The organism is Brevibacillus sp. RS1.1 (assembly GCF_013284365.1).
GTDB lineage: Bacteria > Bacillota > Bacilli > Brevibacillales > Brevibacillaceae > Brevibacillus > Brevibacillus brevis_D.
The window spans coordinates 778,583-790,739 of the sequence record NZ_JABSVA010000002.1 but is presented as its reverse complement, the minus strand read 5'-3'; the positions used below and the strand labels follow the sequence as shown (position 1 = coordinate 790,739).

The following is a 12,157-nucleotide window of genomic DNA, read 5'->3' as shown; positions in this document are numbered from 1 at the left end:
GAGGACGACTGGATGAACAAAAATACGGTACTGACAGCAGGCTTCGCCCAAATCCCCAAGGGAACTACCTTGTACGAGGTTTCAACCATGGTAGGCTGTGTACTCATCATTGATGTAGACGCCGAAGTGATTTGCGACGCCAGCTTTACCTTTGTCATGGACAAGACGAGTGAGTTTTTGGTTAGCTTGCTTGTAGGCAAGACAGTTGCAGATGGCATGCAGGAGATCACGAAGGCGATCCAAGAACGTTTTTTAGCACCTGGTCAGGGAGCTGTCTTGCAAGCCATCCGTGCAGCTATTGAGCGATATCATGAAAAAAAAGCGTAAAGCTACCCAATAGCCGGAGGGTTGAATATGCATGAGAAGCACGACGTTAGAGAAGCGTATGCAAGACAGTTGTTGGAGCGTTATAGCCAATGGCTTGGCAATATAGAAGCAGTCGAGCTTGGCGAGGTTGAAGCGTTATCTTGTGAGGTAGATAGTATGCTGTCGGAACAGGACAGTGTCCTGCATGCAGAACTGCTGAAGCAGATTGTGGAGCTCCGAAATAAGGTAACCGAAATGATGTGGATCTCCGAGCACATGAAGATTTTACATGACCTCAGCCACATTTTTGCGAAAACGTTTGAGGAAAGCGAAATTTTGTGGAAAGCATTTGAGCTGGTCTCGCGCGTGATGCGTGCAGATGCTTTCTTTATTGCCTTTTATGATGAGGGCGACAGTGAGATCAAAATTCCGATTAGCATCGATAATGGGGTCAATTACGGTCCGCTCACGATTCCCTATGGACAAGCGATGGTGTCCAAAGTGATTGATACACGGGAAACCATTCATATCAAGACGATGAAGAATGAGCCAAGCGAGCCAGAAATGTTCCGCTGGGGAAGCCCGGAAATGGATACGAATACATGCATTTTCGTACCACTCATGCTGGGGAATCAGATCAAAGGCGTTGTTTCTGCCCAGTCTTATCGGGAATTCGCCTATAAAAAAGAGCACGAGGAACTACTGAAAATCATTGGTTTTCAGGTAGCAAGTGCTATTGAAACGGCGCGCTTGTATGAGCGAATGTACCAGATGTCGTTTCAGGATGAGCTGACAGGGATTGCGAATTATCGTGCTTTCCATCGTGATTTGGAAAAGCTGCTGAGTGAAGAGGATGCGTCTGTCTCTTTGATCATGCTGGATTCAGACAGCCTAAAAGCGGTGAACGACCATTTTGGTCATCATGCAGGGGACGCATTGATTAAGCAAATTGCCGAAGCGATGAAAGAAGTAGCGGGACCAGAGGATACGGCGTATCGTTATGCGGGAGACGAATTCATGCTGCTCTGCCCGGGGGCGTCGATGGAGATGGCGGAGGAAAAAGCGAGTGCCATTCGGGAATATTTGCGCTTGCGCCCCTTAACACAGGACGATTGCTGCATCTTGATTGCGGTCAGTGTTGGCATTGCACGCTACCCTCAAGACGCAAACACGGCAGATAGCTTGAAGCGGGCAGCAGATGAGGCACTGTACCGCTCCAAGCGCAAAGGGAAAAACTGTACGACCGTGTATGCAGCCGGCTAAGCTTTTTGCCGACGCATGGCGAATAGAAACGTCAAAACGGGCGAGATCCACAGGTAGATGACATAAGGCAAGTATTCCACTGTAGATACGTGCAAGGTAGCGGTAAAGAATGCACCACTTACCCCCCATGGAATGAGTGGGTTGACGAGTGTCCCGCAGTCTTCGAGAGTACGAGACAGTCGTCTGCCCGCCATTCCGCGAGCTGTGAATGCTTCACGAAACATCTGCCCAGGGAGCAGGATAGACAAATATTGTTCTCCTGTCAGCAGATTCACGAGAATAGAAGAAGATCCGGCAAGTCCAACCATCTCAGCGTCTCGTTTGATTCGATTGATGAATCCGGAAAAGAGTGCATGAAACACACCGCTGTATTGCAGGATGCCGCCTAAAGACAAGGCAATCAAAATCAAGGCGAGGGACCAGGTCATCGACAACAGTCCACCGCGGTCCACAATCGATGCAACGGCTTCATTGGCGATATTGCTGGTGAAGCCTTTTTGCATGACAGTCATCCATTGGACCGGAGAGGTAACTCCTTCGGAAAGAGCAGCTGTGACAATCCCGCTCAAAATCCCGAAGACCAATGTAGGCAAAATCGGTTTTCGCAGCGCTGAGCATAACAGGACGACGAATGCTGGCAGCAGCGATAAGAGGCTAAGCGAGAAGTTTTGTTCCAAAGCATGCTGGATTTCTTGAATGGCGTCCAGATTCACATTGGCGCTTTGTCCTTGAATTCCGAAGAAAATCGCGGTAATGACAAGGGCTGGAACAGCAGTACGTGACATGAACTTGACGTGCTCTGACAAGGAAACGCCTGCAATGGCTGCTGCAAAGTTGGTCGTGTCGGAGAGCGGCGACATTTTATCCCCAAAGCAAGCTCCACAAATAATGGCCCCAGCTGTAATCAACGGATCAAGTCCGAGTGCTGTCGAGACCCCCATCATAGCGACCCCTACCGTACTAATCGTGGTAAAAGAGCTCCCTGTAACAGTGGAGACGATCACCGTCAGAAACAGGGCGGAGAGTGTGAAGTACTCCGGTGAGATCAGCGAAATGCCGAGGTGCAGGATCATCGGAACGGTTCCACTCATCATCCATACCCCGATCAAAATTCCAATTAAGGAAAGAATCAGCATGGGGGCGATCGCGGTTTGAATTCCTTTGATCAAGCCCTCCTCCATTTGCTTCCACGGAACGCCGAACAGGAAGAGAAGAGTGGCAGCTCCTATGGTTGCGAGGAAGAGCGGCATATGCGGCTCAACTTTGCCCCAAAAAAGGGCAGGAAACAAGATTCCGAATACGGTGACAAGCACCCAAATACTTTGCGAAAAAGATAATGGCTTGTTCATAATGGCAACTCCTTGTTAAATCAGCCTAAAGCAGTGAGAAAGTATATTTCGCTTTCGTACTTTTGTGCTTTCTTGCTTCTTTGCTTTTGTGCTTTTGTGCGTTCAAGTATTAGTGGTACTTTAACCTGAATTACTTGTTTCGTCAACGAAATGGGTTGAATTCGGAATCGTAAAATAATACAGACGAGTATGCAGGTGCTGAGTGAGATGAATCTTATCAGCCTTATTTAAAATTATTATAAAAAGATATTGACTTTAAAATTATATCAAGTACAATGATAATTGTTCCTAGTTGATAATAATTATAATGTGATAATAAGAAAAGGGGGGCCGTTCATGTATGATGTCATCATCATCGGTGGAGGACCAGCTGGTACTTCTGCTGCCATATATACAGCTCGTGGAAATCTAAAGACGCTCGTCATTGATAAGGCACCCGGAACTGGTGCGCTTGCCCTGACACATAAAATCGCCAACTACCCAGGGGTAGAAGGCGAGATGACAGGGAAAGAACTATTGGATAAAATGCGCAGACAAGCGGAGGGCTTCGGTGCAGAATTCATTCAGACTACGATTTCTGCGGTAGATGTAGAGGATGAGGAAATAAGCATTTTCACGGCTCATGGTACTTTCCAAGCGAAGGCCGTGATCGTCGCGACTGGTTCCAAAGGACGTAACCGTATGCTTCCAGGAGAAGAGCAATTGCTCGGACGAGGCGTGAGCACTTGCGCGACATGCGACGGAGCTTTTTATGAAGGCAAGCATGTTGCGGTCATCGGTGATACGGAGGAAGCATTGGAAGAAGCGTATGCGCTGACCAAATTTACGGACAAAATCACTTTCTTGGTGCCTCGCGCTGATCTTCAAGGGGTAGATGAACTACCTCGGCTGCCGAACATGGAAATGCATTTTCGTACCCGCCCATTAGAAATTGTGGGGGAGAAGTCAGTCGAAGGGTTGCGCATTCGCACAGCAGAAGGAACGGAAGAAATGCTGTCCGTAGACGGGGTTTTCGTCTTCCTGTCTGGCAGCAAGCCGGGTACCGATTTCTTGGATGGGCAAGTTCCCCTCGATGAGGAAGGATTTATGATTTTAGATGAGTTCATGCAGTCTTCTGTTCCAGGCGTATTTGGAGCGGGTGAGGTGCGCAAAACACCTGTGAAGCAAGCAGTAGTCGCTGCGGCAGACGGTGCCATTGCGGCTATGGCTGTAGACAAATACATCAACAAGCGCTCCAAAGTTGTTCCACAGTACAAATAGAAGAAAAAGGAGAGAAACAAACATGGCTCAAGCAATCGTATACTCCAGCACACATTGCAACTTCTGCCAGCAATTAAAATCGTATTTGACAGAACAAAACATTTCTTTCGAAGAGCGCAACATCGATGAAAAAGAAGAGTACTTCCAGGAGCTGAGCCGTTTAGGCGTGATGTCTGTTCCCTTGACAGTCATTGGTGAAAAGCAAATTTTGGGCTTCAACCCGACCCGTATCAAAAAAGCACTGGCAGTATTGGAAGAGGCTGCGAAGTAAATTTCATCAGTTACCATATAAAAGGAGAGATGTATCATGACAACAATGACAACACAGCAAACTGTCCAACTTCAAGTAGGAAAACCGGCACCTGACTTTCACATGCTCACGACCAAAAACCTCGAGACACTGGAAGAACGTGTGTCGCTGGCTGATTACAAAGGAAAATGGCTGATTTTGTTCTTCTGGCCGTTCGACTTCACATTCGTTTGCCCGACAGAGGTAACTTCGTTTAGTGACAACATGGAAGAGTTCGAAGATTTGGATTGCGAAGTATTGGGTGTATCCACGGATAGTGTACATACGCACCGGGCATGGATCAAAACACCGCGCGATGAAAACGGCATTGGTGAAGTAAACTTCCCGCTCGCGAGCGACTTTAAAAAAGAGACGGCACAGGCTTATGGCGTTCTTGATGAAGAGACCGGTGCAGCTCATCGTGGCTTGTTCATCATCGATCCAGACGGCATTCTGCGCTACCAAGTGGTAACGGACATGAACGTGGGCCGCAGCGTGACAGAGACAACTCGTATTTTGCAAGCCCTGCAAGCTGGCGGTCTGTGCCCGGCGAATTGGAAGCCAGGACAGAAGACGCTGTAATCAAAGAAAGAGCATTGCTTCTATATAGAAAGAAGAGGGACAATCCCACCCGTCTATTGCAGTCGGAGGGATTGTCCTTTTTTATAGAAAGAACGCGGAGGGATAGAGCTAGCTTTGACGATTCCATGCCTCTACAAGCAGTTCGTTGTTGATGCTCATTCCAGCCGCAGAGCCTAGAGCAGCAGCAGTTATCACTTGGTATTGTGTAGTTGCTGCATCGCCTGCACTGTAGACACCCGGTACGCTCGTTTTCCCAAAGTTGTTGACGATAACCGTTCCAGCTTCCGTTACCTGGCAGCCTAATGCTTGTGGCAAGTCAGATGCAGCGACGAGTTTTGGGGCAAAAAAGATCCCTGTGCACGAAATGCTATTGCCATCTGTAAGCTCAATACGTTGCACCATCCCATCGATAGATACAATCCGTTCGATTGGGGAGTCAAAGACAGGAACGCGATGCTGCAACAGCTCCATTCTTTGTTCTTCCGTGAATTCATCTGGTCCATTGGTGCAGAGGGTGTAATGATTAGTCCAGCCAGATAGCACTTTTGCCAAGTGCAATGCTTTCTCTCCGTTTGCTATCAAGACAAGTGGTTGGTCGCGTAATTCCCATCCATCGCAATAAGGGCAGACAAAAGCACTTTTTCCATACACTTCTGCTAATCCGTTAACAGGTAAAGGAAGATCCTTCATTCCCACTGCGAACAGTAGCTTTTTGCTTTGATAAGTCGTTCCCTGTGCAGTCGTTATGAGAAAATTTCCATCGTGCCCCGTGATCGTTGCCGCTGTATCCTCCACAAAGTGAACGGAAGGGTAGGCGCTGATTTGCTCTCTTGCAATGCGACGAAATTCGCTCGGAGTGATGCCGTCTCTCGTAAGAAAGCCATGCGACTCACGTGTAACACGATTGCGCGGACGGCCTTCATCGATAACGACGACTCTTTTTCTTGCTCTGCCAAGTGCGAGAGCGGCACTCATGCCTGCTGGTCCTCCACCAATAATCCCTACATCGATAAGTTGATTCATGTTTGTTTACCACCTTTATAGATCTTTTATGTCTATTATAAACAAACCTTCTTCAGAATCAAGCTGCGAAACACTTTGTATTCTTTTTGTAAATAATCCTTTAAATTGGAAAAATTCAACGCCTTTCAAATAGTAGCAACCTACTATTTTTACAAGCAAAAAGGAAAAAAAAGGAAGGAGTAAATGTACCTAGTTGGCAAAAAATGTGGGTCAGAAGACCGTCCCGGTTGCAGGACTTCCCTCCAAAAAACGTAGGACAATGGAGGCGAATCTGTCCCAATATTACATTTTCATGACAAATCTGAAAAAGACACTATAGTGAATTTTGTCTATGGGAACGATTTGCTCCCTATGTTTACAATGACTGTGACGTGGCAACATATCGGAGGTTGACGAGAAATGGAGCCAACAAAAAAGAAAAGATGGCGCTGGATGAGCTTGACCATGCTGATCGTGGTGGGGGCAAGTGCCTTCTGGTGGTTTTGGGCAGCAGATCGTGTCGAAAGCATGGAGACGACTACAGGTGCTCAATTAAAATTTCGTACGAATGGTGAGCTGTTCGAAGTCTATCAGAATCAGAAATGGCAGCCCTTTTTTGCGAAAGGTGTCAATCTGGGGGCATCGCTACCGGGTCATTATCCGGGTGAGCTTCCCATAACGAGAGAGGATTACATGCGCTGGTTCGCGATGATCGACGAGATGGGAGCGAACGTCATTCGTGTGTATACGATCCATTCTCCTGTCTTTTATGAAGCACTGGTTGATTACAATCGGCGAAAAGAAGGGGATCCTCTCTATTTGATGCAGGGCATTTGGAGTCCAGAAGAGCTGTTGATTGAAAAGAAAGACGCCTATTTGCCAGAGATTCGCGAGGAGTTTCGACAGGAAATCAAGGATGCAGTCGGCGCTGTCTACGGAGACATCACCCTACCGGAAAAACCGGGAAAGGCAAGTGGTACATACCGTGCCAATGCGGGCAAATACTTGATCGGCTGGCACACAGGGACCGAGTGGGACCCCGTGATGGTGAAAAACACCAACCGCCTGCATCAAAAAGTTGAACCCTATCAAGGGAAGTACTTCCACGCGACACCGAATGCAACCGCTTTTGAGACATGGATTGCTGAAATGGTGGATACCGTCGCAACGGAGGAGAGCAAATACGGTTGGCAGCATCCGATGACTTTCACCAATTGGGTGACAACAGACCCTTTATCGCATCCGGGAGAGCCGATCCATCATGAAGATTTGGTCAGTGTCGATTCTACCCATATAGAGCCAACACAGTGGGAGGCAGGCTACTTCGCTTCCTATCACGTGTACCCGTATTATCCGGATTTCTTCCGTTACGACGCTACCCTGCAACAGTTGAAGAACGATGCAGGGCAAATCGATACGTACAAAGCGTATTTGCGACAACTGAAGCAGTATCACAAAAACATGCCGATCATGGTGACGGAATTCGGGGTCCCGGCATCGGTGGGAGTCGCCCATCTGGGAAATTTGGGGCGCAATCAGGGTGGTCATTCAGAAAAGCAGCAGGGAGAGATTGATGCCGAGCTTTTGCAAGAAATCCATCAAGAAGGGTATGCGGGAGCAATCGTATTTGTCTGGCAGGACGAGTGGTTCAAAAAAACATGGAACACGATGCGCTTTGAGTTGCCGGAAGATCGGCGCTCCCTGTGGATCAACGTATTGACCAACGAGTCTCTGTTTGGAGTCCTCGGCATGTACCCGAACAAAGAAGGCGTGCTGACCATCGATGGGAATCGCACAGATTGGGATCAGCTCTTGCCGGAAGAGAAGCAACGTCTCGATGTTCAAGTTCCGGGTGTCGACGAAATCTGGATGACACACGATGAAGGGTACGTCTATTTCCTTGCTCAGTTGAAGGAAGAGTTTGACCCGGCTAAACAACAGCTCTATGTAGGTGTTGATACGCTTCCTGGCGGGAACAAGCATGCTGTGCAGCTTCCCGGCCTGACACTGGATGAGGGGCTAGAGACGTTGATCGCGTTGGGAAAAGCAGATGAAAGCCAGATTCAAATCGCTGCCAATTACGACTTTCATGCACGCTTATACGGAAAACGCTACGGCATGCTTGCAGTCAAGGAAGAGGAGAAAAAAGACGATTCCGGGATATTCAAGCCGTGGAAGCTGGCCGTTAGCCTCGAGATGGAGCCGCCAGACAGCAAGAAGTACTATCCGTTGGAGGAAGTCGAGGTCGGCAAGCTGATCCGGGGAACGACAGATGCCCAAGACCCGCAGTACGACTCACGAACCTCGTGGCAAGCGAAGGGAAAAGTGGTAGAGCTGAGAGTACCGTGGATGCTGCTTGGATTTACAGACCCGAGCTCCTTGTCCGTCATGAGCTATGAGGATGAAGGCAAAAGCTTCACGACGAAGACGACGAAAGGCATACGTATCCTGCCGTTCCTCGTGGATACAGCGACGAAGCAAATCGTCGGACAAAACGCTTATGCAGTGACGAAGCTCCCGATGTATACATGGCAAGGCTGGGAGCAGGTCGGTTATCACGAACGCAAAAAACAGAGCTATTCCATACTAAAAAAAGCATTCCACGAGATTGAGGCTCCGGTGAAGACCGGGACTCAGCCTTGATTGGATAGGAGAGTGGCAAACGTGCAAACACCATTGGCGACGGCAATTGTTTTTCTGTACGCGCTATGTGGATTGACAGTACTAGGCTTGCTTGTCTTGTTCGCACTGAAGCTACGCAACATTTCGGTGGAGAAACAGACCATGCGCTGTCTGGAAAAATATCGCGATTACTTCGTTTACCTGCAAGCACACGGGGAAGAAGAGGAGCGCTTGCAGGTGCCTTATGGCGATGTGACGCAAAAAGAAAAGCAAATCATTCAGAAAAAGCTGTTTGAGCTGATGGAGTGCTTCACAGGCATTCATCGGGACAAGCTGATCTGGCTCTGCGAGGATATGGGACTCGTAGAGCTGGATATGCAAAGACTAAATGGCAAGTGGAAATGGACGAGAGTGGATGCCGCTTACAATTTGGGGATCATGCGCTCCAAGCTCGCCGTACCAGCTCTCATGACCCTCCTGCAAAAAAACACGAATGACACCAGTGTTTTTATCATTGCACGCTCCGTCGCCAAATGTGCACGCAATACTGAAGATTTGCGGGAAATGGCGACCCACGTTGTCCGAGCGAAGAACAATGTCCACCAGCTCATCGTGGACATCATCAGTGATTCGCAGGTGGATACAGCACCACTTTTTGCACAGTTTTTACAAGATTCCGATGCTGAACTGGTCAAAATCGGACTGATTGGCTACGCCGTGCATGCCCAGCCTGGCATTGAGCCTGCGCTATACCAGCTCATTCAATCGCCTGACAAGGAAGTCCGAATCAAGGCAGTCAAGCTCATGTGTCGGGATATCCGCTATATGAATGAGCAGACACTCACGGATTTTATGAATCACAAGGATTGGGAAATTCGGGCAATGGCAGCGAAGGCAATTGGCTCACTGAAATTGCATACGTACATTCCCTCGCTAAAAAAGGCGGTTGGCGATGCGAACTGGTGGGTTCGTCATCACAGTGCACGCAGCTTGGCGCAGCTGGAGGTCGAAGGCTTTGCTGCCCTGTGTGAAATTTTGCAGGAAGAGAGAAACGGTCATAAAAGCGAGATGGCTCATCAAGTGATCCAGGAGGAGCTGGAAAAAGAGAAGCTGGTTCTACAAAGCGCGACAGCGACAGAGAAGCTCCTGCAATACAACGAAAAGCTGCATCTGTACCGCAAGTCGTATCGCAAAACGATCTCCACGGTTCAGGCGCTGGAAAGATAGAGCGAAAGGAGGCTGCCATGAGAGATTTTCTACTTTACTACGGGGTGTTTGCGGTCTATTACGTCATCGCGATCAACTCTTTGTACTTCATCATCATGCTGTTCTCGTTCAAGAGCATCATGGGAATTTTAAAAAGCTCCATCTATTCGAGATTCCAGACACTTTCAGGCTCTGAGCACGTTCCGCCGATTTCGATTCTCGTGCCAGCGTACAACGAGGAGCTGACGATTATTGAAAATGTGAGGTCGCTCTTATCCTTGAACTATCCGCGCTACGAGGTACTCGTGGTCAACGATGGATCGAAGGATGCTACCTTGCAGGTACTGATTGACGAGTTTTCGCTGGTTTACTCCGAGCACATGCCGGTGCAGCCGCTTTTGCATACGTCGAACATCAGGGGAATCTACCACAATCCGGCTTTTCCGAATCTGTATTTGATCGACAAAGAGAACGGGGGAAAAGCTGACTCGCTCAATGCGGGGATCAATCTCTCCCACTATCCGTTGATCGCATCCATTGATGCAGATTCCTTGCTGGAAAAAGACGCGCTGATTCGGATTGCGAAGGTGTATATGGAAAACCCGGATGAAACAGTGGCTATCGGCGGAGATATCCGCATTGCCAACGGCTGCAAGATCGAAGACGGTGTCGTGAAAGACATTCGTTTGCCAGATAAGTTTTTACCGATGATGCAATCTGTCGAATACCTCAAGGCGTTTCTCGGGGGACGGATCGGCTGGAGTGCAATCAACGGATTGATTATCGTCTCAGGTGCGTTCGGTGTTTTTCGCAAGGATTACATCATCAAGGTAGGCGGCTATCGCGAGGGGTATCCGGGTGAAGACATGAACATCATCATCAAGTTGCACAAGTACATGCTGGAAAACAAGCTGCCGTACCGAGTGGCATTCTGCCCCGATGCGGTCTGCTGGACGCAAGCGCCGGATACACTCAAAATTTTGGGCAGTCAACGGCGCAGATGGGGACGCGGCAATCTGAAAAACATGATTGAGTACGGCAGACATATGGCGTTCCGCCCCAAGTACAAGCTGTTCGGGATGCTCACGCTACCGTTCAATATCCTGTTTGAAACCTTGAATCCATACTTCCGCATCACGGGTCTACTGGCTCTCATCGGTTACACCTTACTGGATATGACCAACGGCTATGTCCTCTTACTCTACGGCTTGCTCAATGTGCTGTATGGCATGCTGCTTGGTATTGGCTCCTTATTGCTGGAGGAAATCGCGTTTCGACGGTATCCACGCTTTCAGGACATCGTCAAAATGCTTTTCTATACGATTCTGATGTTCTTCGGCTATCGGCAAATCGGCGTCATCTGGAGATTCCTCGGTCATATTGAATACTTGCGCAACAACAACTCCTGGGGAACGATGACGCGGACGAGCTGGCAGACGAAGGGCAGCGAAAACATTTCAAGTTTGGAGGCTAGATCATGAGTAATCTCGTACCTGTTTTTTACGAGCATCTGAGCAAGATGGAAGAGAAACAATTGGCGTGTGGGGTTATTCTAGCGGCTTGCAAAAACCTCACAAAAGAGTCAATGGAGCTGATCAAGCAAGACCTGGGCACCAGTTCAGGAGACGGCTCCGAGATTGCTTTGCACTACGTGTATGACAAAAACAAGCAGCTCTTCGGAATCCTGCTTGAAGGACAGAAGCTTTCGAACACTCATTTCTATGCTTTGCGTGTCAAAGACTATTTGCAAGAGCACAAACTGCTTGCGGGCAGCCTGTTGATTGCGAGTTTTCCCGAAAGCTCCCGCTCGTCCGGTCAAATGCTGATGCGGATGATCCAAGAGATGAGAGAGCCAGGCGCTCACGGGGAGATCAAGATTTACGAGCAGAATCCCGCTCAAAGAGAAGAGCCGGCAAGTATTTTGCTGGTTAACCATGATGAGACTGTCAACGAGTTTTTGAGCATCTACTTTCAGCGCAAAGGGTATCTCGTTACAGTAGCCAATGACGGGATGGATGGCATGGAAAAATATCAGGAGGTCGCTCCTGATCTCGTGATTACCGACCTGAATCTCCCTATCCTCAATGGATACCAGCTCATGGAAAAAATCAAGCATATCAGCGCTTCCATGAGCAAGATTATGGTGCTTACAGACAAACGTCTGGAAGAAGATGTGCAAAAATCGTTTGCGATGGGAGCATCTGACTACATTACGAAGCCATTCTCTCCGGTAGAGCTGGAAGCCAGGGTGAAAAGGCTGATTTCATAATTCTAGAAA

Annotated in this window: 11 protein-coding genes; 9 read left to right on the top strand and 2 right to left on the bottom strand. The window is 48.5% G+C overall.

All coding sequences use genetic code 11. The features are described 5' to 3' along the window. Positions 1-12 precede the first annotated feature (12 nt). Both HP570_RS09225 and HP570_RS09220 read left to right on the top strand, forming a co-directional pair. The gene (locus tag HP570_RS09225) at positions 13-327 is read left to right on the top strand and encodes a DUF3870 domain-containing protein (RefSeq protein ID WP_007725309.1); all 315 of its coding nucleotides are present in this window, start codon (positions 13-15) and stop codon (positions 325-327) included. Between the two features lie 27 nt (positions 328-354). Continuing rightward, positions 355-1,569 carry a sensor domain-containing diguanylate cyclase gene (locus HP570_RS09220; RefSeq protein ID WP_173625527.1) on the top strand — a complete coding sequence of 405 codons (1,215 nt, stop codon included), beginning with the start codon at positions 355-357 and terminating at the stop codon, positions 1,567-1,569. Here the strand turns inward: HP570_RS09220 and nhaC are convergent. Then, positions 1,566-2,918 carry a Na+/H+ antiporter NhaC gene (gene nhaC, locus HP570_RS09215; RefSeq protein WP_142495337.1) on the bottom strand — a complete coding sequence of 451 codons (1,353 nt, stop codon included), beginning with the start codon at positions 2,916-2,918 and terminating at the stop codon, positions 1,566-1,568. The genes HP570_RS09220 and nhaC overlap by 4 nt on opposite strands. A 336-nt stretch (positions 2,919-3,254) precedes the next feature. Between nhaC and HP570_RS09210 the strand changes: the two genes are divergently transcribed. The 3 genes from HP570_RS09210 to HP570_RS09200 are packed head-to-tail and all read left to right on the top strand — an operon-like array spanning position 3,255 to position 5,049. Then, positions 3,255-4,178 carry an NAD(P)/FAD-dependent oxidoreductase gene (locus HP570_RS09210; protein WP_173625526.1) on the top strand — a complete coding sequence of 308 codons (924 nt, stop codon included), beginning with the start codon at positions 3,255-3,257 and terminating at the stop codon, positions 4,176-4,178. Positions 4,179-4,200: 22 nt separating this feature from the next. Next, positions 4,201-4,449, top strand: a complete 249-nt coding sequence (locus HP570_RS09205) for a glutaredoxin family protein (protein ID WP_012685077.1) — start codon at positions 4,201-4,203, stop codon at positions 4,447-4,449. A gap of 45 nt (positions 4,450-4,494) precedes the next feature. After that, complete coding sequence (locus tag HP570_RS09200; protein WP_173606856.1) at positions 4,495-5,049, top strand: peroxiredoxin; 555 nt, start codon at positions 4,495-4,497, stop codon at positions 5,047-5,049. 108 nt (positions 5,050-5,157) lie between these two features. Here the strand turns inward: HP570_RS09200 and HP570_RS09195 are convergent, their stop codons facing one another. After that, positions 5,158-6,072 carry an NAD(P)/FAD-dependent oxidoreductase gene (locus HP570_RS09195; RefSeq protein ID WP_173625525.1) on the bottom strand — a complete coding sequence of 305 codons (915 nt, stop codon included), beginning with the start codon at positions 6,070-6,072 and terminating at the stop codon, positions 5,158-5,160. Positions 6,073-6,471: 399 nt separating this feature from the next. Here HP570_RS09195 and HP570_RS09190 point away from each other — a divergent pair, with 399 nt between their 5' ends. From HP570_RS09190 to HP570_RS09175, 4 genes are read left to right on the top strand one after another with little or no spacing between them, the layout of a single operon-like run. After that, complete coding sequence (locus HP570_RS09190) at positions 6,472-8,694, top strand: hypothetical protein (RefSeq protein ID WP_173625524.1); 2,223 nt, start codon at positions 6,472-6,474, stop codon at positions 8,692-8,694. A gap of 21 nt (positions 8,695-8,715) precedes the next feature. Then, positions 8,716-9,900 carry a HEAT repeat domain-containing protein gene (locus HP570_RS09185; protein ID WP_173625523.1) on the top strand — a complete coding sequence of 395 codons (1,185 nt, stop codon included), beginning with the start codon at positions 8,716-8,718 and terminating at the stop codon, positions 9,898-9,900. 17 nt (positions 9,901-9,917) lie between these two features. Next, positions 9,918-11,360, top strand: a complete 1,443-nt coding sequence (locus HP570_RS09180; RefSeq protein ID WP_142495342.1) for a glycosyltransferase family 2 protein — start codon at positions 9,918-9,920, stop codon at positions 11,358-11,360. After that, positions 11,357-12,148, top strand: coding sequence for a response regulator transcription factor (locus HP570_RS09175; protein WP_012685084.1), 792 nt, complete (start codon positions 11,357-11,359; stop codon positions 12,146-12,148). The genes HP570_RS09180 and HP570_RS09175 overlap by 4 nt, the downstream gene beginning before the upstream one ends. Positions 12,149-12,157: the final 9 nt, after the last annotated feature.